Origin of the sequence: Paenibacillus sp. OAE614 (assembly GCF_040546645.1) — a bacterium.
In the GTDB taxonomy this organism is placed as follows: Bacteria; Bacillota; Bacilli; order Paenibacillales; family Paenibacillaceae; genus Paenibacillus_AQ; species Paenibacillus_AQ favisporus.
Genome location: NZ_JBEPOD010000001.1, coordinates 994,162 through 1,019,887 on the forward strand (window position 1 = coordinate 994,162; position 25,726 = coordinate 1,019,887).

24 protein-coding genes are annotated in these 25,726 nt (G+C 51.6%); 18 read left to right on the plus strand and 6 right to left on the minus strand.

Features of this window, described 5'->3' with window-relative positions; translation table 11 throughout:
• Positions 1-35 precede the first annotated feature (35 nt).
• From ABIE48_RS05050 to ptsP, 6 genes are all read left to right on the plus strand, one after another.
• Positions 36-1,334: a PTS ascorbate transporter subunit IIC gene (locus ABIE48_RS05050; protein WP_192715160.1), complete on the plus strand. Its 1,299-nt coding sequence runs from the start codon at positions 36-38 to the stop codon at positions 1,332-1,334.
• A gap of 138 nt (positions 1,335-1,472) precedes the next feature.
• Complete coding sequence (locus ABIE48_RS05055; protein WP_145025152.1) at positions 1,473-2,465, plus strand: phosphotriesterase family protein; 993 nt, start codon at positions 1,473-1,475, stop codon at positions 2,463-2,465.
• Positions 2,466-2,477: 12 nt separating this feature from the next.
• Positions 2,478-3,236 (plus strand): creatininase family protein, encoded by a 759-nt coding sequence (locus ABIE48_RS05060; RefSeq protein WP_145025150.1) that lies wholly within the window; start codon positions 2,478-2,480, stop codon positions 3,234-3,236.
• Complete coding sequence (locus tag ABIE48_RS05065) at positions 3,233-3,967, plus strand: SIS domain-containing protein (RefSeq protein ID WP_076170792.1); 735 nt, start codon at positions 3,233-3,235, stop codon at positions 3,965-3,967. The genes ABIE48_RS05060 and ABIE48_RS05065 overlap by 4 nt, the downstream gene beginning before the upstream one ends.
• Before the next feature lie 26 nt (positions 3,968-3,993).
• Positions 3,994-4,263 (plus strand): HPr family phosphocarrier protein, encoded by a 270-nt coding sequence (locus ABIE48_RS05070; protein WP_076170389.1) that lies wholly within the window; start codon positions 3,994-3,996, stop codon positions 4,261-4,263.
• Positions 4,263-6,017: a phosphoenolpyruvate--protein phosphotransferase gene (gene ptsP, locus ABIE48_RS05075; RefSeq protein ID WP_192715159.1), complete on the plus strand. Its 1,755-nt coding sequence runs from the start codon at positions 4,263-4,265 to the stop codon at positions 6,015-6,017. Before ABIE48_RS05070 ends, ptsP begins: the two co-directional genes overlap by 1 nt.
• A 369-nt stretch (positions 6,018-6,386) precedes the next feature.
• On the opposite strand, the gene ABIE48_RS05080 is transcribed toward ptsP, so the two are convergent.
• Positions 6,387-7,142: a YqjF family protein gene (locus ABIE48_RS05080; RefSeq protein WP_192715158.1), complete on the minus strand. Its 756-nt coding sequence runs from the start codon at positions 7,140-7,142 to the stop codon at positions 6,387-6,389.
• Positions 7,143-7,285: 143 nt separating this feature from the next.
• On the opposite strand from ABIE48_RS05080, the gene ABIE48_RS05085 reads away from it, so the two are divergent.
• Complete coding sequence (locus ABIE48_RS05085) at positions 7,286-7,627, plus strand: KGG domain-containing protein (protein WP_145025143.1); 342 nt, start codon at positions 7,286-7,288, stop codon at positions 7,625-7,627.
• Positions 7,628-7,703: 76 nt separating this feature from the next.
• Here ABIE48_RS05085 and ABIE48_RS05090 read toward each other — a convergent pair whose 3' ends face one another.
• From ABIE48_RS05090 to ABIE48_RS05110, 5 genes are all read right to left on the minus strand, one after another.
• Positions 7,704-8,993: a phytoene desaturase family protein gene (locus ABIE48_RS05090; protein ID WP_192715157.1), complete on the minus strand. Its 1,290-nt coding sequence runs from the start codon at positions 8,991-8,993 to the stop codon at positions 7,704-7,706.
• Positions 8,994-9,239: 246 nt separating this feature from the next.
• Positions 9,240-10,151, minus strand: coding sequence for an aldolase (locus tag ABIE48_RS05095; protein WP_145025140.1), 912 nt, complete (start codon positions 10,149-10,151; stop codon positions 9,240-9,242).
• A 103-nt stretch (positions 10,152-10,254) separates the two neighbouring features.
• Entirely contained in the window at positions 10,255-10,380 is a 126-nt protein-coding gene (locus ABIE48_RS05100; protein WP_105441696.1) for a paeninodin family lasso peptide, read from the minus strand.
• A gap of 15 nt (positions 10,381-10,395) precedes the next feature.
• A complete protein-coding gene (locus ABIE48_RS05105) occupies positions 10,396-12,345 on the minus strand; it encodes an asparagine synthase-related protein (RefSeq protein WP_192715156.1) in 1,950 nt (649 codons plus the stop codon).
• A gap of 140 nt (positions 12,346-12,485) precedes the next feature.
• Positions 12,486-12,956 (minus strand): VanZ family protein, encoded by a 471-nt coding sequence (locus ABIE48_RS05110; protein ID WP_192715155.1) that lies wholly within the window; start codon positions 12,954-12,956, stop codon positions 12,486-12,488.
• Positions 12,957-13,331: 375 nt separating this feature from the next.
• Here ABIE48_RS05110 and ABIE48_RS05115 point away from each other — a divergent pair, with 375 nt between their 5' ends.
• The 11 genes from ABIE48_RS05115 to ABIE48_RS05165 all read left to right on the plus strand — a co-directional run bounded on the left by ABIE48_RS05115 (position 13,332) and on the right by ABIE48_RS05165 (position 25,724).
• Positions 13,332-14,084 carry a YveK family protein gene (locus ABIE48_RS05115; protein ID WP_192715154.1) on the plus strand — a complete coding sequence of 251 codons (753 nt, stop codon included), beginning with the start codon at positions 13,332-13,334 and terminating at the stop codon, positions 14,082-14,084.
• Complete coding sequence (locus ABIE48_RS05120) at positions 14,065-14,754, plus strand: CpsD/CapB family tyrosine-protein kinase (protein WP_145025133.1); 690 nt, start codon at positions 14,065-14,067, stop codon at positions 14,752-14,754. Before ABIE48_RS05115 ends, ABIE48_RS05120 begins: the two co-directional genes overlap by 20 nt.
• Before the next feature lie 251 nt (positions 14,755-15,005).
• Entirely contained in the window at positions 15,006-15,896 is an 891-nt protein-coding gene (gene galU, locus ABIE48_RS05125) for a UTP--glucose-1-phosphate uridylyltransferase GalU (protein WP_145947059.1), read from the plus strand.
• Between the two features lie 17 nt (positions 15,897-15,913).
• Complete coding sequence (locus ABIE48_RS05130; protein WP_192715378.1) at positions 15,914-16,612, plus strand: sugar transferase; 699 nt, start codon at positions 15,914-15,916, stop codon at positions 16,610-16,612.
• Positions 16,613-16,636: 24 nt separating this feature from the next.
• Complete coding sequence (locus ABIE48_RS05135) at positions 16,637-17,812, plus strand: glycosyltransferase (RefSeq protein WP_186326013.1); 1,176 nt, start codon at positions 16,637-16,639, stop codon at positions 17,810-17,812.
• A 28-nt stretch (positions 17,813-17,840) separates the two neighbouring features.
• Positions 17,841-19,214: an O-antigen polymerase gene (locus ABIE48_RS05140; protein WP_145025127.1), complete on the plus strand. Its 1,374-nt coding sequence runs from the start codon at positions 17,841-17,843 to the stop codon at positions 19,212-19,214.
• A 26-nt stretch (positions 19,215-19,240) separates the two neighbouring features.
• Complete coding sequence (locus ABIE48_RS05145; protein ID WP_260869396.1) at positions 19,241-20,299, plus strand: glycosyltransferase family 4 protein; 1,059 nt, start codon at positions 19,241-19,243, stop codon at positions 20,297-20,299.
• Positions 20,271-21,446, plus strand: coding sequence for a glycosyltransferase family 4 protein (locus tag ABIE48_RS05150; protein WP_145025123.1), 1,176 nt, complete (start codon positions 20,271-20,273; stop codon positions 21,444-21,446). Before ABIE48_RS05145 ends, ABIE48_RS05150 begins: the two co-directional genes overlap by 29 nt.
• A 38-nt stretch (positions 21,447-21,484) precedes the next feature.
• Entirely contained in the window at positions 21,485-22,933 is a 1,449-nt protein-coding gene (locus ABIE48_RS05155; RefSeq protein ID WP_192715153.1) for an oligosaccharide flippase family protein, read from the plus strand.
• A gap of 44 nt (positions 22,934-22,977) precedes the next feature.
• Complete coding sequence (locus ABIE48_RS05160; RefSeq protein ID WP_145025119.1) at positions 22,978-24,348, plus strand: sugar phosphate nucleotidyltransferase; 1,371 nt, start codon at positions 22,978-22,980, stop codon at positions 24,346-24,348.
• Positions 24,349-24,380: 32 nt separating this feature from the next.
• Positions 24,381-25,724 (plus strand): UDP-glucose dehydrogenase family protein, encoded by a 1,344-nt coding sequence (locus ABIE48_RS05165; RefSeq protein WP_145025117.1) that lies wholly within the window; start codon positions 24,381-24,383, stop codon positions 25,722-25,724.
• Positions 25,725-25,726 lie beyond the last annotated feature (2 nt).

The window sequence follows — 25,726 nt, forward strand, 5'->3', positions numbered from 1 at the left end:
GCCCTATCTTGACCTAACCGAGGAGGTGTCCATCCATGGACGTGCTTTATTGGATCGCAACCAATATTTTCGGAACACCTGCTATACTGCTCGGCTTCATCGTTCTGGTCGGCCTCATGCTTCAGAAAAAATCGACCAGCCAGCTGGTGAGCGGGACGTTCAAGGCGATCATCGGCTTCCTCATCATAGGAGCGGGTTCGGACGTCATCGTGAATGCGCTGAACGTGTTCGAACCGATGTGGAAGGAAGTGTTCGGCCTGAAGACCAGCTCGCTCGGCAGCTTCATGGGCCAGGAAGCCTTCAACGCCAAATTCGGCAGCGCCGTCACGTTGGCCATGCTGGTCGGCTTTCTGATCAACGTGGCGCTGGCCCGGTTTACCCGGTTCAAATACATTTACCTGACCGGACATATGATGTTCTGGACCTCGACGATCTTTGCAGGCGTCATCGTCCATGCGGCAGGCACCGGCGTTCCGGTATGGAAACTCGTGGTCATCATCGCCGTCATTCTGGGCCTGTACTGGACCTTCCAGCCTGCCCTGGTTCAGCCGTTCCTGAGAAAGGTTACCGGGAACGACAACATCGCTCTGGGCCACACCTCAGCCTCCGTTGCCCTGCTGGCGGCGCTGCTGGGCAAGGTGCTCGGTAACAAAAAGAACGATTCCGAGAAGATCAAAGTGCCGAAGGGATTCGAATTTCTACGTGACTCCAACGTTATTACGGCGCTCAGCATGGGCGTGCTGTTCCTGATCGGAGCGATCATTCTGTCGACCAAGGGAACCCCGGAGGCCGCTGCCCTGATCGCCAAGGCGGGAGACCAGAACTTTATCATTTATTCCATTATCCAGTCATTTACGTTCGCCGGCGGCATTGCTATCGTGCTGATGGGGGTGCGGATGTTTGTCGGCGAGCTCGTGCCGGCCTTTAACGGGATTGCGACCAAACTGGTGCCCGGGGCCAAGCCGGCGCTGGATGCCCCGGTCGTGTATCCTTACGCGCCGAACGCCGTTGTGCTCGGTTTCCTCGGCGCCTTCGCCGGGGCCATCATCTGGCTGCTCGTGCTCGGCAGCACGGTGTCCTACATTTTTGTACCGACGATGATCGTGCTGTTCTTCCACGGGGCGACGGCCGGCGTATTCGGCAACTCGACGGGCGGCGTGCGCGGTGCGGTAATCGGGGGCTTCGTAACATCGACGATTGTAGCCTGGGGGCAGTTTGTCATGGTAAGCTTCCTGATCTCTTCAACCGTGCCGGACACGGCCATGTGGGCCGCTGACTCGGATATGTTCATCATTGGTCCGATTTTGCACTTTATCGCCAAGCTGCTCTTTTGAAATGGATATTTGAAACCGGCCAAACGGAAGACGGCGAGCGGTCGGAGCGCCGTCTTTCCTGGGCCATAGCGGGTCTTGTATTCAGCCGGATCTTACCAACGACACCAACCACTCACCAAGAATGGAGGAGGAACGATTATGGGCTTTATTCGCACACTTCACGGGGACATTGATCCGAAGGAGCTCGGGTTTACGTACTCCCATGAGCATATCGTATGCCGCCCGGCCTATTGGCAGGAGCGGGGGGAAGACGATCTGCTGCTGGACGACAAGGAGAAGTCGAAGCTGGACGTGCTGGATTTCAAACGGTACGGGGGGAAGTCGATCGTGGATGCAACGGCGGTCGACTACGGCCGGGATGTTCATGCCGTAGAGGAGATCGCCCGCGAGACGGGTATCCGGATCGTCGGGACGGCCGGATTCAACAAAAGCTTTTTGTGGGACGCGGGCATCAAGGAAGAGCTGAAGCCCCTTATCGGGCCCTATGATACCTACGCCCAGTGGATTGAGGCGAAGACGATCAACGAGCTGGCCGATTTCGTCATTCGCGAGGTTGAGGAAGGGCTTGAAGGGACGCCGTTCAAGGCAGGCCAGGTCAAGTTCGGAACGGGCTACAACCGGATCACGCCCTTGGAGGAAAAGACGCTGCGGGCCGTGGCAAGGGCGCATCACGAAACGAAAGCTCCCGTCCACTCCCATACGGAGGTCGGCACGATGGCGCTGGAGCAGATTGAGCTCTTGAGAAGCGAAGGCGTAAACCTGTCTTATTTGAGCCTCGGACACATGGACCGGAATCCGGATTCGTATTACCACGAGCAAATCGCTGCAACCGGCGCATTTTTGAGCTTTGACGGCATCGGCAAGATCAAATACGCGCCTGAAAGCACGCGGATCGCACTGATTCTGAATCTCGTCCGCAAAGGGTACGAAGACCAAATCCTGATCAGCGGGGACACCGCCCGCAAAACCTACTACAAGCATTACGATCATGGACTGGGGCTGGAATATATCATTGGCAAATGGGTGCCCCGATTCATCGACGAGGCGGATCAAGCAGGGCTTGACGGCAAAAAGCTGATCGAGAAGTTTTTTGTCGCCAACCCGGCCCGCTGCTTTACATTCAAAAAGTAAGGGGGCAGGGTCATGAAATTCGAGCATGAAAACTCGGCTGACGTCATGGACAAGATCCGCCGGCACCGCACGGCCATACTGCCGGTTGGCGCCGTGGAAGCGCACGGCCCGCATCTTCCCCTCGGCACGGACAATCTGCTTGCCGAACGGCTCGCGGACAAACTGGCTGCGCGCACCGGCGGATTCGTGCTGCCGACGCTGCCTTACGGGCAGGTGTGGAGCCTGCGACATTTTCCGGGGAGCATTAACGTGTCTAACGAGGCGCTGATTCGGCTCCTTGCCGATATCGGGGAAAGCCTGCACAATCAGGGCTTTCGCATTCTGGCCATGGTTAACGGCCATTTGGGAAATGCCGTCGCCCTGAAGGAGGCCGCGAGGGTGCTGTATGAACGGGTGCCGGACCTGAAGGTATTCTATTTCTTCTATCCCGGAACGAAGGAAGTGACCGCAGAAGTCCGGGAAACGCCTGCGGTTCATGGCACCTACATGCATGCCGACGAAATCGAAACGTCCTACATGCTGTATTTGGCTGAAGAGCATGTGGACATGGACCGTGCGATCGACGGGAATCCGCATATCCCTGCCGACGCAGACTGCACCCCCACGCCCTGGGAGGAGATGACGTCTTCGGCGGTGCTTGGCGACGCCACCCGGGCCAGCCGGGCGAAAGGGGAAAGGATCATCGAACGCAGCCTGGACGCGATGGCGGACATGGTGCTGCAGGCCAGAAGGAAGCTGGATTTTGAAGCGAAGGGGGAGGAATTATGCTGATGAACGCGTATTTCAACATTATCGGCGAGCTGCTGCATAAGGTACGGACGAAGCAGGCAGAGGAGATCCGGAGAGCTGCCGTTAAGGTCGCGGATTGTATAGAGCAGGGTGGCATCATCCATTTATTCGGCTGCGGGCATTCGCATATCCTCACCGAAGAAGTGTTCTATCGGGCCGGCGGGCTTGCTCCCATCCGTCCCATCTTCGTGGAGAAGCTGATGCTGCACGAAGGCGCAGTGCGCTCATCCGAGCTGGAGCGGCAGAACGGCCTTGCGGCAGACTTCATGGATGAGCAGGATATCCGGGAAGGCGAAGTGGTATTCGTGCTGTCTACCTCCGGGCGTAATCCGGTACCGGTGGATGTTGCGCTAATGGCCGGGCAGAAAGGCGCCTTTACCATCGGCATAACTTCCCTGGCGTATTCCAAGAGCCAACCATCCCGCCATGAGAGCGGCCGGCATCTGGCCGACGCCGTCGATCTGGTCATCGACAACTTCTCCGTTAAAGGGGATGCGGTGCTTCGGTATCCAGGCATGGAGGTCGCCTTTGCGCCCAGCTCGACGGTGATTGGCGCAGCGATTCTGAACGCCGTATTCGCGGAGGCGATCGGGATCATGTTCGACAAGGGGCTTACGCCGCCGGTATTTTTGAGCGGCAACATCGATGGGGCCGACGCGCATAACGAGGCATTGATCGAAGCTTATAAGGGCCGGATCGCGCTGCTGGCGTGACCGGCTTCATAAAGGGGAGGAGCAACATGATTACACAAACGGTGACCATACGGAATAAACAGGGCTTTCATGTGCGGCCGGCTCAGCAGTTCTCGGACCGGGCGGGACAATATGAAGCGCAGGTGGCGGTCGTAACGGAGGATGGACGCCGGGCCGACGGCAAAAGCATGCTGGAGCTGATGACGCTTGGCCTCGAAGCGGGATCGGTCGTAACGATCGAAGCCGCCGGACCGGGAGACGAAGAAGCGGTCCGCGCTTTGGCGGAGCTCGTGGACGGCAAGTTCGGTGAGGACTGATGGACACGCTGTATCTTCAAGGCATCGGCGTGTCGGAAGGGGTACGGATCGCGCCGGCCTTCATCTACCGGCGGAAAGAGGCCGGCGGTGCGCCGGCTCCCGCGGAGCTTCCCGACGACCCGGAGGCGATTCGGGCTGAGCTCTCCAGGCTGGGAGAGGCGAAGCGCCGGTGTGCCCGGCAGCTGGAGGAGCTGGCGGCGAAGGCGGCGGAGACGCTCGGTGAAGACCAGGCCGGGATCGTAACGGGTCAGCGCAGGCTGCTGGATGACCCGGCCTTCTATCCGAAGATGGAGGCCTGGGTGCAGGAGAAGCGGGTGCCCGCGGAGCAGGCCGTTGCCGGTATCGTGGAACAGGTAGCCGGCGTGTTCGAGGCCATGAGCAGCGACTATATGAAAGAGCGGGCCGCGGATATCCGCGACATTGGCGGACGTCTGCTGAACGCTTTGGCGGCGAAAGAGGACCGAGGGTTATCCGCGATTACGGAGCGGGTCATCCTCGTGGCGGACGACTTGGCGCCGTCGGACACGATCCAGCTGGACCCGGAGCGGGTGGTGGGGCTGATCACCCGCTCCGGCGGTGCGACGTCGCACACGGCGATCCTGGCGCGCTCGCTCGGCATTGCCGCCGTTGTCGGCGCCGGCAGCGCCATCGACGGCATCGCGGACGGCGATCTGATCGCCGTCGACGGGGCGGCCGGACGCTGCATCGTCCGGCCCAGCGAGGCGGAGGCGGAGCAGAGCCGCCTCCGGATGGAGGAGGGCGAGCGGGAGCGCGCCGCGCTCGCCCGTTACGCCGCGCGTCCGGCGGTGACCGCCGACGGGACGCGCGTGGAGCTGGCGGCCAACATCGGGACGGCCGCCGAAGCGAAGGCCGCCGCCGCGCAGGGCGCCGGCGGCGTGGGGCTGTTCCGCACGGAGTTTCTGTTCATGAACGCCCCGGCCATGCCGGGCGAGGAGGAGCAGTTCCGTGCGTACCGGGAGGCGGCGGCCGCCATGGATGGCCGCCCGGTGATCATCCGCACGATGGACATCGGCGGCGATAAGGCGCTGCCGTACCTGGATCTGCCGCGGGAGGACAATCCGTTCCTCGGCTATCGGGCGATCCGGATCGGCCTGGGCAGGCCGGAACTTCTGAAGGTTCAGCTGCGCGCGGTGCTGCGGGCCAGCGCATTCGGAAACGTCAAGGTGATGTTCCCAATGATTTCCGGGCTGCAGGAGTGGCGGGAAGCCAAGGGCGTGCTGGAGGAGGCGAAGGAAGAACTGAGGCTCAGCGGAGCGGCATTCGACGAGCGCATCGAGGCGGGAATCATGGTCGAGGTGCCCTCGGCAGCCGTCATGGCAGGGGCGTTTGCCCGTGAGGTCGATTTCTTCAGCATCGGTACGAACGACTTGGTTCAGTACACGCTGGCTGTAGACCGGATGAACGATAAGGTCGCATACTTGTACGATTATTTCCACCCGGCGGTGCTGCAGCTGATCCGCCAGGTCATCGAAGCTTCCCATCGGGCGGGTAAATGGACCGGCATGTGCGGCGGGATGGCCGGCGATCCGCTGGCCGCCCCGCTGCTGCTGGGGCTCGGTTTGGACGAGTGGAGCATGGAGTCAGGACGGCTGGGCGTCATCAAAAAAGAACTGTCGGCTCTCGACCGGGAAGCCTGCCGTTCGCTGGCCGACAGCGTTCTGACGCTGGATACGCCCCATGCGGTTCGTCAGGCGCTCGAAAAGTTTCGACGCGCCATCGGGCATACGCTATAGGCACATTGTATAAGCATCCGACCGCTGGATTTTGCAGGAAAAGGCAGAGCGTCCTCTCTGAGAGGATTCTCTGCCTTTTGGATTTGCGGCAAGGCGGATTGCGATATTGCTGTAATTGCTGAATTGCTGTAATTGCTGAATTGCTGAATTGTAGTAATTGCGGTAACGGTAATGCGCAATACGGTAATGCGCAATACGGTAATGCGCAATACGGTAATGCGCAATTCGGTAATGTACAATACGGTATTGCGCACTACGGCACAGCCCATTACAGCATTGTGATATGAAGAATATCGCCTTACTGCGGTCAGCCCGAGTGCCCCTTTGTTTTTGCAGGCTCCTATTCTCGTACTCACTGTTAAGGGCCATCTATATTTTCCGTACCGGCCACAACAGTACCTCCAGCCGCGGGGTATACGTTAGCAGTGCCGGCTCCGGGTCATGGACCAAGCCGAACGAAGCCGTCAGGCTGTTCTCCTCGATCCACAGTCCGGCCTCCTGGAGCGGCCAGGGAAGGTGGTGAATCTCCCCGATTCGGAGCTCACCGTCGGATCCGGCGGAATACAGACAATACCGCTCGGTCAGCCAATGGACGAGGGTCCCGGGCTCGGCATGATAGACCTTCGGGTTTACCGCACGATACCGGCTTTTCCATACCGCCGGGGACTCTCCGTGCCCGCGATCCCTTTCGCTGACATATTGGATGAATCCCTCCTGATGGCCCTTTTGCATTCGGGCGTAGCGGTAGGGCAGGCGGGCCAGCATGCGGGCCCCCGCGACCGCCAGCGGATTCGACGCTTCCAGCGTCAAAAACCAAATGCCGGGTTTGCCGCTGCAGTTCACGTACGTTCTAACGTTCAGCTCCAGGAACTTCCGGGTCCCCGGTACGGGCGGCATACCCCGCAAGCGGAGCGGATCCAGCAGAAACGGGGCGACGCTGATCCACGGCCTTCCTTCCCATCGCTCAAGCTCAAGGCCGGGGGGAATATAGGGGAGCAGGCTGTGTTCTTCTACCGGCCAATGGGCGAACAGCAGGTCGTTCCAACCCTGCTTCATGACCCAAGGCCCGTCAGGCATAGGTATCGGACGATGGCTCGTTTGCTCTAGTATGCTGCGGTTTTTCATGGTTCTCTCCTCTCGGCGGTTTGGGCAGGGGCTACGTATCGTTATTACCCATCTATGCACAAATACGATGTTTCATATCCTGGGGCACGGGTAAGTAATGAATGCAAGCGCAACACTCAAAACCCTAGAAGGAGTGATTCGAAATGGCAAATAACAAAGATAACCGTAAGATGACCGTCGAAGAAGCCGGACGTATGGGTGGCGAGCAAACCGCCAAAACGCATGACAAGGAATTTTATCAAGAAATCGGCAGAAAAGGCGGCGAAGCGACGGCAGATTCCCATGACCGTGAGTTCTATGAGGAAATCGGCCGTAAGGGCGGCGAGGCGACATCAGACTCGCATGACCGCGAGTTTTATCAGGAAATCGGCCGGCAAGGCGGAGAAGCGAGAAACGATAGCGATGGCAGGGACGGAAAAATGAGCCGTGAGGAAGCCGGACGCAAGGGCGGAGAGGCCCGGGCCCGTCAAAGAGACAACTCTTAATCAGGCGATACGATAGATGAACCACAATAAAAAGGACCTTCCTTCGGGGAGGTCCTTTTTACTATTACATGGCGCGTCAATCAATGCCCGCGGCCGTCAGACCGGCGAGTTTGGCGCTCGTCATCGCGGTATCGGCAAGGCGCCCTTCGCGGCCCACCCAGTCGCCGGCAACGTACAGCCCGCGAATTTCCGGAACGGCCGGTCCCGGTGCGGGAGCATCCCCGCTTCGCAGCGCAGGCCGGGAAGCATGAGCGGCAAGCAGATTCGGGGAGAAACGGACGGCGGCGGCTTCCCGCTCCCAGCCCGGCTGAATGGCCTCAAGCCTTTCCTTCAGCCGCCCCAGGACCAACTCGGGATCACGGGAAGGACTGGAGCCGTGGTATGTCATCACATGGATTACTTGGGAACCGTCTTCTGTGAGCGGGATCGCTGCCGAATGGTTCGAATAATAGAACGGCTCATCCAGTCCGAGAACAAACGCCCGATCCGGATGGGGCACCTGTTTCAAAGCGACGTCCAGGCAGGAAACGTACAGCGGGTGAGACTGCTCCTTCCAGACCTCCAGCGAACGGCTGTGCAAGCCGGAACCCTTGAGCCATTTGCTGACCGCATGCGGTCCGGCCGCGGCGATGATGCTGCCTGCTCTGAGGAGGGTCCCTTCGGACAGAAGGATGCCGGTGACCGCTCCCTGATCATGCATAATTTGGGCAGCTTCGGCTCCTGCGGCGATGACAACGCCAGCCCGGACGGCTTCCCGCTGCAGGCTGTCGATGACCTTCTGCCAGCCTCCCAGCACATACCGGACGCCTTGACCGGCGAGTTGTCCTTGTTCCAAAACGTAGCCTGCGCTTAACCGCTCCATGTCGTCATCGTAGGCCCATTGTCTGCACATGGCGTAAAAGAACTGGCGGACGCGGTCAGAGCGGACATGCCCCAGAGCCCATTCCTTTATGCTGATCGAGCGGACCGGTTCCTGATCGATCCGGTTCAGGCTTCCCATGAGCGTACTCCATTCCGTCTGCTCTTCGAGATTCAGCTCTTCGGTGGCATGGATCAGCTTCCCGTCCAGAATGCCGTGCATGGCATTTTTCGTCCCGCTGCCCAAGGAAGGTTTGCAGCCGAGCTCATCCAAAATCCGCAGCGCAGCGCTTCCTTCGTACATGGCACGGGGGCCGTAATTAAACAAGGCTCCACCGATTCTGGCGGTTTGGGCCAAGCCGCCAAGGCGGCTGTCTTTTTCAAGCAGGATGACGGATCGCCCGGACCGAGCTGCATAAATCGCTGCGGTCAGACCGGTCAGCCCGCCGCCGATTACGGCAATATCATAAAATGGGTGTTTCCTAGTCATGTTCATATTTAGTTTCATATAGAGTACGCTCCCCTTGGATACGTTACTTATTAGTCACATATAATATATGTTACTTTATGGTAACTTGTCAATACGGTCAAGGGGATTTATTTGAAGAGCATCAGCGAGTATGGTACGACTTATCGGTTGAATGGATAGAGGGGATGATAGCATTTCTGCTGCATAAAAAACCCTGCTTCCAGCAATGGAACAGGGCTTGGTCATGGATCGGCGATGGCGATACCCGGTATGAATTTGGATTGCTCAGCCTCCAATAACGCCCAGAACCATCTCGGTCAATCTGCCGATCGTAGGCTGATCCAGGGGACGCTGCAGCTGATATATGTTCACGGATCCCGACAGGCGGGTTGTGCATTCAAAATGCCACGGGGTTAGACCGCTCTCCGCGAGGAGCGAGCTGCGGTAGGTATGGCGGTAGAGAAGCGGCAGGCGCTCCAGGCCCCCGATTTCCCGGATCTCGGGCTGCTCGCAGTCTGTTTTGACCAGTTCAAAAACGCCGGCCAGAGGAATCGGTTCGGATGCAAATTTGGCGAGAACCGGGACCGCATACTTCGTTTCCCGGTCGAACAGAGGACGGAGACCGTCCGCGTCCATGCCAAACGTGTCAAGGCTGTCCTGCCAAAGCTTCTGCTGTGGATAGGCAGGGGCAACAAGTGGAAGCTGCTCCGAATCCATCGTAACGGCGATGACATCGTCGGTCAGCAGCTGGCATCCCTGCTGCAGCAGGGCGGATGCCAGCGTAGACTTGCCGTGTCCGGAATGGCCGACCAGGGCGTAAGCCTTGCCGTTCATGACGATGGCGCTTCCATGCAGAGGCAAAATCCTTCTCTGCATCAGGATGGCCCCCATGCAAGTCCCGAGTACATACAATCGGATCTGATCCTCGTCCGCGTCTGCCTCCGGCGAGACGTAAATGTCGGTTCCGTTCTCTGCGCTGAACACGGCCAGCTTTGGAATCCGGAACATCACCTGCTGCTCGCTTACGGCGAATTTGTTGACGGGTGTTTCCCGCTGTGCCCAGGCATCGTGAAGGTCGGCGAAGCCGATCCGCACCTGGATATCTTGGCCGAAATGCCCGACCGGCCGGAGCTCGGGCAGCGGGATTTCACTTTCTATCGTAAGCCCGAAGGCTGTATATATCGCTGGTTTGATCATATATTTTCTCCGCTTCGTCAGAAGAATGTGGATATAAGAACAGCCCTTACCCCATATAATTGGGACCAAGGGCTGCTCCTGATCGCTCGGTTATGAATTGGAATTAGCTGTAGAAGACAGGATCATCCGGGTCCGGTTGGAAAGAGTCCGGTTTGCCTTTTCCGGGGCCAGCCATCGTCATGCTGACTTCCAATACTTCCAGTTCAGGTGTAGTCCATTCTTTTTTCATCGATTTCACCTCCTTTCAAAAGTTTCGCTCCAGAAAGCGGTACACGATCAAGCTTCGCATCAGCACCTTGATGGCCGGGCTGTAGGCCTGGCTTGGGTGCATCCCGTTTCTGGCTTCGTCAAGCGCTTTGCGTACGACAGGGATGTTCAGCACCTGCTGCATGCGGGAATCCCGGCACAGTTGGTCCAGCTCTTGGATCATTTGCGACCAGTGCGGAGTCATCCGGTGGAGGATATCGGCCGCCTGGATCCCCTTGAGCCGCTGATTCAGCCGGACGTTGTCTGGAAGGTAACCTTGGGCAGAGCGTCTGATCAACGCGCGGTCGAGGCCGTTCTGCACATACTGCTCCATCGGTACCGAAAGGCAGAACCGGATGACGCGCAGGTCGTTGGTCGGATCATGCGCCCAGAGGGGATACTGCAGCGACAGCTTGCTGACGCTTGTTCCCGTCGTGCTCCATACGTTATAGCTGTCAAAATGATACTTTCTCGCCTCCACCGGGTCGGAGGGAAGGTCTTCGCCCGATCCGATTTCGGTGAACTGCCTGTCCGTCAGCTTGTCGTAAACGCCGGCCTGTCTGGCGAATGCCGGGTTAACCAGCTGCGGAAATTCATTGGCGGACGAGGCGGCATGCCGGCGCTTCAGAAGCGGAAAGGCCTGCTTGCAGAGCTCGGCTATGATGCGTCTGCGTCCTACGCCAATGTTCATACTGTATTGGTTAATCTCCCCGCGCAGGCGGACCCACGCCATTTTTTTCATCAGTTTGGCATAATAGTCCAAGGCGTTGCCCCAGGAGATGCTGTAATTTCCTCTTGCGCCATTCAGCAGAATGCCCACCCCGCGCTCATGCGCCTGTTCGTAAATTCCCCGAAGCCAGAATGAATTTTCGAAAAATTTGTAGGGTGTCTCCATAATGTCCAGCCAGTAGTCGATATCCGTATACGGGCTGCGGCCGTTAAAGCTGAGGTAGCTGTCCTCGATGTTACCCGTATGCTGGACGGTCTGACGGATGAGCGGTCTTTCGTCAGCGAGTCTCCGCTTGGGCGTCCAATCCTCGAAGCCGTCTTCGGGTACGTAGCTGAACGTATGCAGTTTCCGGTGATCACGCTCCAGCGCTTTCGCCGCAAAACCAGCAACTGATCCGGAATCCAGTCCCCCGCTTAAATGAGCCCCCACCATCCGGCTTGTCCGCTGCAGCCTTGAGGTAACGGCCCGGTTAAACACGTCGCGGAAAGCTTCCTGATATTCTTCGGAAGTCTTAAGCTGCAGGGGGGAAGTCTCCGTCAAGCTGTAGTATCTGGAGACGGACACCTGGCGGCTGCGGACCGTGAGCGTATGCGAAGGCGGCAGCTGCTCGATATGCCGGTAAACCGTTGTAGATAAGTCCGGCGGCTCAAAAACCCCGCTGATAGCCAGAAACTCGGCCAGCCAAGGTTCGTTCAGCTCCTGGCGAACATACGGCAGGGCTAACAGCGGGCGAATGGCCGTGCAGAAGGACAATTGTTCCCCGTTCCGGTGATAATAGAGCGTTCGCGCACCGGAGAAATCCCGGGCTCCGAACAGCATCTGCTTGTTCCCGTCCCAGATCATAAAAGCAAAGTCGCCGACTAAACGCTCCGGCATCGACTCTCCCCATTTTTCGTAAGCGAGCAGCAGAATTTCCCCGTCCGTCATGGCTTGTCTTCCACGGGTAGGGACCTGCAGCCCATCCATCAGATCATCCCGGTTATCGATGATGGCGTCGGCGGTAATGGCCAGCCTGCGTTCTGCGCAATAGAAGGGCAACAATTCGTGGGCAGACTGCTGCGTGATCCACTGGGCGTGACAGCCAAACCACACATGGCCCTGCTGCCATACCGAACTCCGGTCTGCCGGATACCGTTTCAGCGACTCCATAATGGGCGCTCCGGCGCTGACGTCTAAGGGGTCTTGGCTAAACCGGTAAATCCCCGCAATTGCGCTCATGACATCTTCCTCCGTTATGTACCGTTCAAACAATTTGCGACAATATGTATCTAGTTCTTCTGTATCATACTACATGTATACATATTGTATCAACATATTTTTTCAGCGTGCGAAATGTAGTGAATTTGGATGAGGAAAGATTACCTGGTTTGCTTTTTGTCGGATGGGAGAGCTGAACGCGGAGACCGCGCTGACGTTCTGGCACGGGTTGTCCGCTTCATATAAGCCTGGAGCATAAGGCACAACAGGTAAGCGCAGAGGATGCCGAACGTATCGTTCACGATGTCATAAATCCGTCCGCTTCGAAAAAAATACAGCTGAAGAACCTCGGTTAACGCTGCGAACAAGATCGCCGTCATGACGGCAAGCTTCGAGCCGCGCAAATTGGACAAGAGCAGTTCCAATAGAAAGAAACCGATAAAATGCCCGATTTTTCGGTTGATCCAGGCCTCGCTCGACCACTGTAAATCAAGCTTGAGCAGCTCACTCCAATCGGGTGAGGGGTTCAGCCGGAAATCCGCCTGGTGATGGTGGAGAAGGGCGTTGAAATCGAAAGAACAGGTAAAGACGAACAGGCAGACCGCCCACGTCACGGTGAGAAAAATGCGCATAATTCCTCCTTCATTTAAAGCGCTTCCATTATATATGTGTCCGTTCTGAGATGAGGGAAGGCATCTGCACGATACATAATGTAACTTTTTTCGGCAAGTATATAGCAGCATTTTTCGGATTTCAAGTTTGCAGGCCGTCACTTTTTTTAACGCCAGGAAAGAGAATGGGGATTTTAACTGTCTGAATATGCATGGAAATGCGGATGAAAGCGGTTTTTCGCTGCATAATCATGTCGCTTTTCGAAAAAAATTAGAGTCATTTGCTTGACATGATACATTTTGTATCTTAAAGTGTAGGATGAATAATACATATTGTATCGGTAAGGTGTGACCCACAACTGCAGTTGAAAAATGATTAGCGGGGGTAGCGTGTTTATGGAGCTTAAACAGTATTTTCGAATCATTGTAAAAAAGTGGTGGTTAATTGCGGCGATAGTCGTTATTGCCGTTGCGGCTACCGGAATCAAAAGCCTCTACCTCACGACGCCGGTCTATGAGGCCAACGCCAAACTGATCGTAAACCAATCCGCCTCCGCGGACGGCGGGGCCAGCCTGAATGCCGGAACGATCCAGACCAGCATCTTCCTCATTAACTCCTATAAAGAAATCATCAAGTCGTCCGCCATTATGAACAAAGTCGTGCAAAAATATCCCGATCTGAAAGCATCGCCCGGTGAACTTGCAGCGATGATCTCTGTCACTTCAGCCAATGATTCGCAGGTCATGAACCTGGTGTATCAGGATCCGTCCTATACCCGGGCGGCCAAAATCGTCAATGCCGTCTCCATGGTTTTTAAGGAACAGATTCCCCGCATTATGAACGTGGACAACATTACGATTCTTAGCGAAGCCGACACCAAGGCCTCCCCTGGACCGATCAACATTAACCCGGTCATGAACATGCTGATCAGCTTCGTGGTTTCCCTGATGCTCGCCATCGGACTGGTTTTCCTGCTTGACTATCTGGACGATACGGTGAGAACGGAGGCCGAGGCTGCGGAAATTTTGGACATGCCGGTGCTTGCGGTCATCGGCGAAATGAACCGGGCGGATTTGAAAACCCGAAGCGGCACAAGTATACCAAATCAAAAAGTAGGTGAAGGCAAGTATGCGACGCTCAATCAATAAAGAAGCCCTGGTCGTATCCGGGAATCCAACCTCCCGGGTATCCGAGGCATACCGGCTGCTCCGGACCAAAATTCATTTTTCCCCCAAAGACGCGGCGCATCAGGTCATCATGGTCACATCGACGCGTTCTTCCGAAGGCAAAACGACAACGGTCAGCAATTTGGCGGTGACCTACGCGATGGAAGGCCGGAAGGTGCTTCTGATTGACGCGGATATGCGCAAGCCGGCGCTGCATGACATCTATTCTTTGTCCAACGGGTATGGGCTTAGTACGGTGCTGGCCGGGGACGTACTGGTGCAGAAGGCCATCCAGGAGACGGGCATCAACCATCTGTCCCTGCTGACGGCCGGCCCTGTGCCGGCCAATCCGGCGGAGCTGATGGATTCGGCAGCCATGCAGGACATGCTGGTGCAGCTCCGGCAGGAGTACGACGTCATCCTGATCGATACGCCGCCGGTGCTTGCGGTATCAGACGGCGTCATCACGAGTGCGTTATGCGACGGTGTCATCATGGTAGTTGCCGCCGGCAAGATCAAACGGAGCCACCTGAGGGCGGCCAAGGAACAGCTGGATCATGTGAAGGCCAACATGCTGGGGCTGGTGCTTAACCGAAGCGGCCGCGACCAGCAGGCCTTTGCTGCGGACCATTACGGTATGCAGGCTCAATAAAGACATGTTTTTCAAGAAGGTAATGCCTACTGCACCTTTATCACTGGAGGCACTCGGTCACGCTGTGGGTCCTATGGACCTTAGACATTCATTGTCGAGGGTGTGATGTGAGGACGGGTTGAATGCCCTGTTTCTAGAAAATGGAGCTATGGTCTTTTCCCTGTTTGCGAAGAGCATATAGCTAGGTTTTCTACATACACAGCATGCATCTGGGGTACAAAGAAAAATATAAAAGATGGGTAGTGAATGAGATGAGGAAAGTGAAAAAAGCGATTATTCCCGCAGCGGGGCTTGGAACCCGGTTCTTACCCGCGACCAAAGCGATGCCGAAGGAAATGCTGCCGATCGTCGACAAGCCGACGATTCAGTACATCGTAGAAGAAGCGGTGGCGTCCGGAATCGAGGACATTATTATCGTGACCGGCAAAGGCAAGCGCTCCATCGAGGACCATTTCGATCATGCGTTTGAGCTGGAGAACAATCTGTTCAGCAAGGGGAAGTTTGACCTTTTGGACGAAGTCCGCCGGTCCTCCAACGTAGAGATTCACTACATACGCCAGAAGGAAGCCAAAGGGCTGGGGCATGCCGTGTGGTGCGCCCGCAACTTTATTGGCAACGAGCCCTTTGCAGTGCTGCTTGGGGATGACATCGTACAGTCCGAGGTGCCCTGCATCCGCCAGTTGGTGGAGCAGTACGAGCAAGTTGAAAGGTCCGTCATCGGCGTGCAGACCGTTCCGAGCGAACAGACGCACCGGTATGGGGTGGTTGCGCCCTTGGAGAAGTTCGGACGTTTACACGAAGTGAGCTATTTTGTGGAGAAACCGCCGGCAGGACAGGCTCCGTCGAACCTGGCCATTATGGGCAGGTATGTTCTGACGCCGGAAATTTTCAGCTACCTGGAACTACAGGAAGAGGGAGCCGGCGGGGAAATTCAGCTGACTGACGCCATTCAAAAGCTGAACGAGAGCCAGGGCGTCTATGCTTACGATTTCGAAGGCACGCGTTACGATGTCGGCGAGAAGCTGGGCTTCATCATGACGACGTTGGATTTTGCGCTGCAGTATGAAGAACTGCGCAACCCGCTGTTGCAGGGGATGGAGCATATTCTCGAGCGGGAACAGCTCGGCAAAATAAATCGCTAGTGAGGTGATAGGTGGTGATCTCTCCCACACCGCAAAGAAACGAGTCGGATGTCGCATTCGAGGGTACGCCGGCGTACTCGCCATATGTTCTGGAGAACGACAATCCCCGGGTCATCTATCAAGCGTTTAAAAGAGCGACGGATATCGTCCTTGCGCTGATCGGCCTTGTCGTGCTCTCACCGCTGTTTCTGATCGTCGCGATACTGATTAAACTGGAGGACCCGAAAGGGTCCGTTTTTTTTGGACAAACCCGTATCGGTAAAGACGAAAAGCCCTTCCGGATGTACAAGTTCCGCTCCATGGTATCCAATGCCGAAGAGCTGCTGGATGGACTTCTGGAGCAAAACGAAATCAGCGGTGCCATGTTCAAAATGAAAAAGGACCCGCGCATCACCCGGGTGGGCGCCGTCATCCGCAAAACGAGCATCGACGAGCTGCCGCAGCTCTGGAACGTCGTTCGCGGAGATATGTCCCTCGTCGGTCCCCGGCCGGCCCTTCCCCGGGAGGTGGCGGAATACAGCAGCTACGATAAGCTGCGCCTAAGGGTCATACCCGGGTGCACCGGCCTCTGGCAGGTGAGCGGGCGAAACGAGCTGAGCTTCAGCGAGATGGTGGAGCTGGATTTGCGGTATATCAAAGATCAAAGCTTTACGTTCGATTTTAAAATCATGTTTAAAACAGTCATGATGATGATCAGAAGTAAAGGGGCTTATTAGACTTAATCCATAGGAGTAATTAAAATGGCTGAGAAATTAAAGATCATTTTTGTTAGTCATACCTATATGGGAGGTACGTACGTTGTAGGTTCCCACCATTTGGCATCTCAATTGCGGAAGATGGGGCATGATGTATTGCATATTAGCACACCTGTCACCCCGTTTCATTGGCTGAATAAAAAAACGAGAAAAGAAAATCAAGATCGATTTCAACTTTGGCGCAAATGGAAAAGCTTTAACCGGGATGAGGTGAAAAATATCGTTCCATTATCCCTGTTTCCATGGAAAATCTCAAATAAAATTTATCGGAAGTTCAAAATTAACTTGACGACCGAAATGATATGTTTTCCCAGCTTAAAAACTATAACGGATTATTATGAGTTTCGTGATGCAGATGTTGTTTTTATAGATCAGCCTAATTTTGTTGGCATTGAAAAGAAACTCGAAGGTAAAGTGAAAATTTATCGTGCAACGGATCTTTACAGCCAGATGTCAGAAGATGACTCGATTACTATAGCTGAATCACAAGTTCTCAGTCGGATGCATGGATTAATAGGGACTTCAATGCCCGTTCTTGAACATCTGCAATCTTTAAGTCTGAATTTACCTGGACTATTAATGGAAAATGGAGTTGAATATTCGCATTTTAATGTTCAATCAGAAGAGCCGGAGGACATGAAAGCAATTCCTCATCCCCGCGCTATTTACATTGGGGCGATGGACAAGCGGCTGGATGTTGATTCGTTGATACGATTAGCATCTGCCAAGCCCGACCTCAGCATTATTTTGATTGGTCGCGATCATCTAAATTTTGCAGAACGAGTTTCAAATATAAAAAATATATATTTCTTAGGGCAGCGCTCCTATCAGCATATCCCATATTATTTGAATGCCTGCGAGATAGGCTTGCTCCCTTTATCATCTCATGAATCCAACCATGGCAGAAGTCCCATGAAGTTATATGAATATGGGGCAGCTGGGTTGGCTGTAGTTTCTAAAAAATCTGCTGAAATCGAACGCCGTAAAGAGGAGTTTATATTCCTTTATGATAATGACACAGAGTTCATTCGTAAAATATCTGAAGCATTGGTATATCAAAAAAAACACAGGAAGATTATTAAGACAATGGTCTCGAAACACTCATGGGAATATAAGACAGAAGAGCTCATGCAATTCGTGGAACAAATAAGCTATGGGTGAATTACTTAAAGAATGAATCGGGGATTCTATGAAAAAAACGATATGGTGGTTAAATCCTGGCGTTGTCTTTACATTTATGATTGTCCCTAATGTTGTAATAGCTAATCACTTGTCCTCAAATTCTTTCCTAAATAACTGGGGAACACCCAAATACTTAAGTAAGGAACTTTTTCAAGTTTCTATATTTTCAGTCTTGTTATTTTTAATAGGTTCGGCCTTTATGGTAATTGTTTTAAAGGGAATCTACGACAAGAGAAGTATACCTCGGCCTCAATCAATTAGAAGAAGAGAAAAAGATTATTCATTCTTGATGTTTTTTTTAAATGTATCCTATTTATTTACTTTCTTCGGGTATATCTATTGGTTTTACGTTGCATTGACTCGAGGATTAAGTTTTTCCGTATTGATTGGAATGCTACAAGGAAGCAAGGGGGCCATGTATGATTTAAAACATTTGTTCAGCACGGTATCTGGCATTACAACATTTACCCAGTTTGGAATCGTTGCATCAATTTTAAGCGTATATGTGGGGCTGAACTTTGGCTGGTCCAAAATCAAAAGTAAAATGATCATCCTTTTAGTTATTACTTTTTTCAGAGCCTTTTTTCTTTCTGAACGATTGGCTGCCTTGGAGCTAGTTATCCCGATTATTGTTTGCTGGTTGGGGATCAAGGCTCAATCTGGACTAAGTGGAAAGACAAGGATTATGGTAAACCTCTCCCCGTTAATTGGTTTAGTTGTGTTCGCAGTCTATTTTTCTGTTTCCGAATACTTCCGTTCGTGGAGTAACTACTATGCTCTGAAGGAGAGTTCATTTATAGAATTTTGTGTTACACGTATCACTGGCTATTATGTGACTGGATTAAATAACGGTTCTATGCTAATCGATGTATTTAGAAAGCCGTTATCTTTTCCCTACTTTACGACGACATGGTTGTGGGACTTTCCTATTCTAGGTTCTTACCTTGATGCAAATAAATTAACTGGGGTTCCAAGCGATTTTAACTTTGCTGGGACATTAGCTAGCATGGGTAACCCTGAGTTCAATAATCCGAGTGGACTTTTTCTTCCTTACATCGATTTTGGCCACGTGGGTGGCTTCTTTTTTTGGCTCATCGCAGGAATGGGATGCGGCTTTATCTATCACTTGTTTTCTTATAATAATATTTACGGCTACTTGTATTACCCTATTATTTTTGTAGGCTTACTAGAATCTCCAAGGGTTCTTTACTGGTCAGAGGGCAGGGCCTTTCCAGCGTGGTTACTGGTATTTTTTATTTCATTCTTTCTATTTATTAGAAGCAAGCACGGCTTATTATCTAATAACAACAGTTATAGAATGCGCAGCGGGAAAATGGAGGGATCGTTACGAAAACGATATACATCAATGGAAGATTTTTAGGTCAGGTAACCACTGGAGTACAGAGGGTGGCTACGGAAGTTTTGAAATCATTTGACGAACTAGCATTATCATCCCAATACAGATTTGTCGTGCTCACACCTGGTAAAACTGATGTTCCAAAGTTAAATTTGAAGAATATTGAAATTAGACAGGCTGGTTTTTTAAATGGGCATGCCTGGGAACAAATTACTTTGCCATTCATCGTTAAAGGTTCCTTACTTATTAATCTTTGCGGACCGGCTCCAATCCTTAAATCCAATCAAATGGTCATGATTCATGATGCTGCCGTCTACACAAATCAAAAAAATTTCTCAAAGGCTTTTTTGATTTGGTATCGAATTATGTTTAAATTCATTAAATCGTTCACGAAAAGAATTTTGACGGTTTCACACTTCTCCAGAAGTGAATTGATTAAATACTGCAGAATGAAAGATTCGAAAATTACTGTAGTGTATTTGGGGACCGAACATATCGTGAACAAAGAATCTAATGAATCAATCTTGGATCGTTTTGATTTGCGGGGGAAGAAATACTTACTAGCAGTTAGTAGTAAAAGTCCAAATAAAAACTTCAGTGCCATCGTGGAAAGTCTGAAATATTTACAAAATAATGAGCAACTTGAGATCGTGATCGTTGGTATGCAAAATAGCCAAGTTTTCAAAACAGATACGGTTTCGAATACAAATAATCAAGTTAAATTTACAGGCTATATTACTGACGAAGAACTCAAATCACTTTATGAGAACGCGGCATGCTTCGTGTACCCTTCAATATACGAAGGCTTCGGATTACCCCCAGTTGAAGCGATGGTATGCCGCTGCCCGGTAGTTGTTTCTTATACCTCCTCACTTAAGGAGGTTTGCGGTGAACATGCTGTTTACTGCGATCCCTTTGATCCCGTTGATATTGCGAATAAGATAGAATCAGTTATTAAAAATACTGATCAAAAGACCATGAGAGACAACAACTTTGAACATTCGTTAAAGTACAGCTGGAGAAAAACCGCGCAAGATATTATGGTGCAGATTGACTCAATGGTGAGGAGGTCAAAGAACCATGAAGAAGAAAGTTCTGTATATTTGTGAAGCAACTGCTGGTGGGGTCAGGAAACATATTATTGATGTTCTAGATCATATCGACACGTCCAAATATGATATGTCAATCATCTACAGTGAAATTGGTGCAGATGAAGTGTTTAGGGCTAATATTGATACATTAAAAAAAAAAGGAATTCAACTTTACTCAGTAAATAATTTCGTTAATCATATCTCTTTGTTTGATGATCTGAAGGCTCTTTACCAAATTGTTAAAATTATCAAAAAAGTGCAGCCAGAAATTGTCCATTGCCACAGTTCAAAAGCAGGGGCTATTGGAAGATTAGCTGCAAAAATCTGCAGGATTAATCAGGTAATCTATACACCACATGCATATTCCTTTCAAAATCAAACCTTGAACAAAAATAAAAGGAATGCCTACATATTCATTGAGAAATTTTTAGGCAAAATAACTACACTAACCATCAATGTATCAGAAGGGGAAAGACAATATGCTATCGAGAAAAACATCGTAAAAGAAGATAACTCGGTTGTGATTTTTAATGGAATTACATCAAACTCTATTTCAGTAAACCCCATTCAAAATAAAACTATTCGAATTGGGACTACCATGAGAATGGAAATTCAAAAGGATCCTCTGACTTTCGTAGAGATTGCTAAAAGAATTGTTGAAAAGTATTCAAATGTAGAATTCATATTCGTGGGCGATGGACAATTGAAAGAGGAACTATACAAGCGAATTCGTATGTACAAACTGGAGGAAAAAGTTAAGCTGCTAGGCTTTAAAAAAGACGTTATCGATATAGTCAGTACATTTGATGTTTACTTAATTACCTCTCTATACGAAGGATTGCCCTATTCCGTAATTGAAGCCCTGAGTCTTGAAAAGCCTATTATCGCAACGAATGTGACTGGTAACAATGAGATTGTTATCGATGGCTATAATGGACTTTTGTTTGAACCGATGAATCCGGAAAAAGGTGCAGAGAAGATCGAAATCCTTATTAATAACCGAACATTAATGAGACATTATGGTATAAATAGCGGGAAATTATACGAAGAGTATTTCATAATAGAAAACATGCTGGATGCACTGGATAAAATCTACCACAATGTAAAGCCCAGCAGCAAAAGGATTGAACCGGTTTTTACTCAAGCGGTTCAATCCTTTTTTTAATAATTTTATTATTAAACGTAAAGCCGGGATGAAAAAACATGATAAAGCATGGGTTGATTTACTTTGTAGCAAAGCTGTTTGCCGGAGCAGTCGGTTTCTTGTCTATCGTGTTCTATACCCGATTGCTTGTACCGGAAGAGTACGGCCGATATGCGTTGATTCTTGTTTATGTTAACCTAATTAATTCCTTGTTGTATCAATGGTTTCGGCTGGGGCTGATTCGATATATCCCGAGATACCATAACGATAAAGGCAAATATAACAAACTTCTAAGTACTGTGATCGTTTGTTACCTCGGTTGCTGTTTGTTCACATTGCTGGCAGGAGCAGGGCTTGTGCTTGCCGGAGTCCAATCGGTGGTACAGATGGCAGTGACGCTGTTTTTCCTGTGGACGGCGGCATGGTTTGAGCTGTCGCAGGCCGTGCAGCGCTCCAATTTAAAACCGCTCCGCTTTACGTTGATGACTGGGTTGAAATCGGCGGCAAGCCTCGGCTTTGGGGTGCTCGCCTTGGCGATGGGATACGGCGAAGTGGGCCTGCTGATTGGGATTTCACTTGGGACCCTTGTGGCTAATGTAGTGTTCATCCGGGAATGGAACATTCGAGCAGGATGGTCGGTAGACCGCTCCATTCTGGTAGAGCTGGTGAAGTATGGGCTTCCGCTGATCATTAGCGGTGGAATGGCCTACATCATGCAGTCGATTGACCGAGTGATGATTGGTTGGTTAGAAGGTGAGTCCGCTGCCGGGATCTACTCCGTCACATTCGATTTTGCACTGCAGACTGTGGGGATGCTGATGATGATTGTGAATCTGAGCGCGCTTCCATTAGTCATACGACGGTTGGAAACTGAGGGATATGAATCTGCGCAAGGGCAGTTGACACAAAATTATCAGCTGCTGCTAGGTATTTCCCTTCCGGCGGTGCTGGGATTAACGATCCTATCGAATAATATTACAAGCGTGGTATTTGGTATAGATTACGCTCTAGAGGCCACTGTCATTTTACCTCTCATCTCGTTTGCCATGCTCTTTCAAGGTTTAAAAGCATACTACACTGACAACTCCTTTCAATTAGGAAGAACAACCTATATGCAGGCCATCCCTGTATTAATAGGCATCGTGCTCAACGTCATTTTTAATATTATACTCATTCCCCGACTTGGGCTCACTGGAGCAGCGATATCCTCATTTACGGCGTATTTATGTTCGTTCCTGGCGAATTGGTTTGTGGCCAGGAACGTTTTTTATTTACCGCTCCCCCTTGCGGAAAGCGCGAAAATTATTGGATCTTCTCTCGTGATGGGGCTAGTCCTTTTCCTGCTGAACGGACAGACCGGACTGCTGGCTTTAATCTGCCAAATCGCCGTAGGAGCTGTCGTATATGCGGCTATGTTCGTCATCTTGAATATCATGAATGCTCGCACGCTCCTGATGCGAAAGCTGTCAGTTGTAAGACAGAAACGGCTGGCCAAGTCGGATACTTGAACGAAACGAAATGGGACCAATTTGGAAAAAGGGTGTGAATGAGTATGAAAATCGTACTGTTGTCCGGCGGCAGCGGCAAGCGGCTGTGGCCCTTGTCCAATGACGCCAGATCGAAGCAGTTTTTGAGAGTGCTGGAAACCGGATCCGGGGAGCGAATTTCCATGCTGCAGCGAGTATGGGACCAGTTAGCGGCTGAAGGTTTGAGACAGGACTCCTACATTGCGACAAGTAAAGGGCAGGTCGACATGATCCAAAGCCAAATTGGTAGCGAGGCTGAGATCGTGATCGAACCGGAGAAAAGAGACACTTTTCCGGCGATTGCTCTTGCGGCGTCTTACTTATATTCGATAAAGGATATGCCGCTGGATGAAGTCATGATCGTTATGCCTGTGGACCCCTTCGTGGAGCAACCCTTCTTTAATCGGCTCCGGAAGCTGGAGAGAGTGGTACAAACCTCGGGTGCAGATCTGGCGTTACTTGGAGTTCTTCCAACGTACCCATCCGAAAAATACGGGTATATCGTTCCTGAGAGGATAGAAGACAACACTTCTGAATATTTACAGGTACACAGCTTTCGGGAAAAGCCCCGCGAAGAAGAAGCCGCCGATATGATCTGCCAAGGCGCGCTTTGGAATTGCGGGGTTTTTGCTTTCCGGCTCGGATTTATCATCGATATGTTAATCGAGAGAAAGCTGCCGATTCACTACGAGGAAGCTGTTAGGCAATATGGCCGTTTCCTGAAGACGAGCTTTGACTATGAAGTGGTGGAAAAAACAGAACAGATCGTGGTCATTCCTTATGACGGTGAGTGGAAGGACTTGGGGACTTGGAATACGCTGACAGAAGAAATCGCCTCTCCATTAATCGGGAAAGGAACGCTGTCACCGGATTCCCAAAATACTCATGTCATCAATGAATTGGATATTCCTGTCACGGCGATCGGCGTATCCAACCTTATCATTGCGATTAGTCCAGATGGCATTCTTGTATCCGATAAAGAGGCAAGTCCAAGAATAAAAGAATTGGTAAGCCCGGACGAGCTTCGACCGATGGTTGAAGAACGACGTTGGGGACAATACCGTGTACTAGACTTTCTAAAATATGAGGACGGACAGGAAGTGTTGACGAAGAGAATTCGTATTCAGGCCGGCAAAAATTTGAGCTATCAATACCACCACAAGCGGAAGGAAGTATGGACGATCATTGCAGGTTCCGGTGAAATGATACTGGACGGACAATATCGACGGATCACTAGTGGTGATGTCATTGTCATACCGGCTCAGAGCAAACACAGCCTGAAGGCCGCAACCGATATGGAGATTATTGAGGTGCAAACGGGAACGGAGCTGGTGGAGGAAGATATCGTAAGACTGGCAATGCGCTGGGAGGAAATTCTTCAGTATTGCTTTATCTGACGAAGAATTCATTAAGAGTGAGGTGTGCTAGATTGAAAATTACAGTCGTTGGTACGGGATATGTCGGCCTGGTATCCGGGGTTTGCTACGCGGAACTTGGTCACGATGTTATTTGCGTGGACAAAGACGTGGAGAAAATTCGAAAGTTGGATAAAGGGGAAATTCCCATTTACGAGCCTGGACTTCAGCCGCTCGTCATTCGAAACTCTGCCGAAGGCCGACTGCGTTTCCAAACCGAGTTGAGAGAGGCGATCACCGCTTCAGATATTATCATTATTGCTGTTGGCACCCCGTCATTACCGAATGGGGAGGCCAACCTTTTTTATATTGAGCAAGTGGCTCGTGAAGTCGCAGAGGTCATTGACTGTTATAAGGTCATCTGCATTAAGAGCACCGTTCCCGTTGGGACTAACGAGCGCATCCGGTATTTAGTTCAGAGCCAGACGACGGTTCATTTCGACAGTGTCTCGCTGCCTGAATTTCTTCGAGAAGGAACAGCTGTTCAGGATACGCTTCATCCTGATCGAATTGTCATAGGCGCGGAGAGTGAGCAGGCAGCTGAGATTATGCGGGAACTTCACCAGGGGCTGACCGAACATATTCTCGTGACCGATATCCGCAGCGCGGAGATGATCAAGTATGCCTCCAATGCTTTTCTTGCGACGAAGATTTCCTTTATCAACGAAATCGCGAATATCTGCGAGAAGGTCGGGGCAGATATTACCAAAGTGACGGAAGGCATGGGATACGACAACCGTATTGGCTCCTCATTTTTGAAAGCGGGGATCGGATACGGAGGCTCCTGTTTCCCAAAAGACACCCAAGCTTTGATTCAGATTGCTGGGCAAATGAATTACGACTTCAAGCTGCTGAAATCGGTAGTTGAGGTCAACCGGGGGCAGCGCTTTAACGTGATCCGTAAGCTGGAGCAGCTGCTTGGCGATCTCTCTGGAAAAACCATTGGCATTTGGGGGCTCGCCTTCAAACCGGAAACGGATGATGTTCGTGATGCACCTTCAATCGAAATTATCCAATCGCTTATTGATCGAGGGGCAGTCGTCAAGGCTTACGACCCAATTGCGACTAATAACTTTAGAAGCGTGCTCGGCTACGCCAACGTGAAATATTGCGAAACAGCGAGAGAGGCAGCTCTGGAGACGGATGCCCTGTGCATTCTGACAGAATGGCAGGAATTTAGGCAGATCTCGCTTTATGAGCTTGAAACCTGGATGAAAACTCCGAACCTCATTGACGGACGGAATATTTACTCGGAAGAAGAGATCGCAAAAACACAATTTGCTTATTACTCCATTGGCCGGCCGAACCTGAACAAGGGGATTCGCGAGCAGAGCCCGGTCTTTATGATGCAGGGATGAGA

Bases quoted from the DNA above. Each gene is read 5' to 3' on its own strand.
- ABIE48_RS05110 (WP_192715155.1), bottom strand. From the start codon at position 12,956: ATGCGCATTTTTCTCACCGTGACGTGGGCGGTCTGCCTGTTCGTCTTT.
- ABIE48_RS05105 (WP_192715156.1), bottom strand. From the start codon at position 12,345: ATGAGCGCAATTGCGGGGATTTACCGGTTTAGCCAAGACCCCTTAGAC.
- ABIE48_RS05100 (WP_105441696.1), bottom strand. From the start codon at position 10,380: ATGAAAAAAGAATGGACTACACCTGAACTGGAAGTATTGGAAGTCAGC.
- ABIE48_RS05160 (WP_145025119.1), top strand. From the start codon at position 22,978: ATGAAAATCGTACTGTTGTCCGGCGGCAGCGGCAAGCGGCTGTGGCCC.
- ABIE48_RS05155 (WP_192715153.1), top strand. From the start codon at position 21,485: ATGATAAAGCATGGGTTGATTTACTTTGTAGCAAAGCTGTTTGCCGGA.
- ABIE48_RS05095 (WP_145025140.1), bottom strand. From the start codon at position 10,151: ATGATCAAACCAGCGATATATACAGCCTTCGGGCTTACGATAGAAAGT.
- ABIE48_RS05140 (WP_145025127.1), top strand. From the start codon at position 17,841: ATGAAAAAAACGATATGGTGGTTAAATCCTGGCGTTGTCTTTACATTT.
- galU (WP_145947059.1), top strand. From the start codon at position 15,006: ATGAGGAAAGTGAAAAAAGCGATTATTCCCGCAGCGGGGCTTGGAACC.
- ABIE48_RS05090 (WP_192715157.1), bottom strand. From the start codon at position 8,993: ATGAAACTAAATATGAACATGACTAGGAAACACCCATTTTATGATATT.
- ABIE48_RS05070 (WP_076170389.1), top strand. From the start codon at position 3,994: ATGATTACACAAACGGTGACCATACGGAATAAACAGGGCTTTCATGTG.
- ABIE48_RS05135 (WP_186326013.1), top strand. From the start codon at position 16,637: ATGGCTGAGAAATTAAAGATCATTTTTGTTAGTCATACCTATATGGGA.
- ABIE48_RS05120 (WP_145025133.1), top strand. From the start codon at position 14,065: ATGCGACGCTCAATCAATAAAGAAGCCCTGGTCGTATCCGGGAATCCA.
- ABIE48_RS05080 (WP_192715158.1), bottom strand. From the start codon at position 7,142: ATGAAAAACCGCAGCATACTAGAGCAAACGAGCCATCGTCCGATACCT.
- ABIE48_RS05060 (WP_145025150.1), top strand. From the start codon at position 2,478: ATGAAATTCGAGCATGAAAACTCGGCTGACGTCATGGACAAGATCCGC.
- ABIE48_RS05115 (WP_192715154.1), top strand. From the start codon at position 13,332: ATGGAGCTTAAACAGTATTTTCGAATCATTGTAAAAAAGTGGTGGTTA.
- ABIE48_RS05085 (WP_145025143.1), top strand. From the start codon at position 7,286: ATGGCAAATAACAAAGATAACCGTAAGATGACCGTCGAAGAAGCCGGA.
- ABIE48_RS05150 (WP_145025123.1), top strand. From the start codon at position 20,271: ATGAAGAAGAAAGTTCTGTATATTTGTGAAGCAACTGCTGGTGGGGTC.
- ABIE48_RS05055 (WP_145025152.1), top strand. From the start codon at position 1,473: ATGGGCTTTATTCGCACACTTCACGGGGACATTGATCCGAAGGAGCTC.
- ABIE48_RS05050 (WP_192715160.1), top strand. From the start codon at position 36: ATGGACGTGCTTTATTGGATCGCAACCAATATTTTCGGAACACCTGCT.
- ptsP (WP_192715159.1), top strand. From the start codon at position 4,263: ATGGACACGCTGTATCTTCAAGGCATCGGCGTGTCGGAAGGGGTACGG.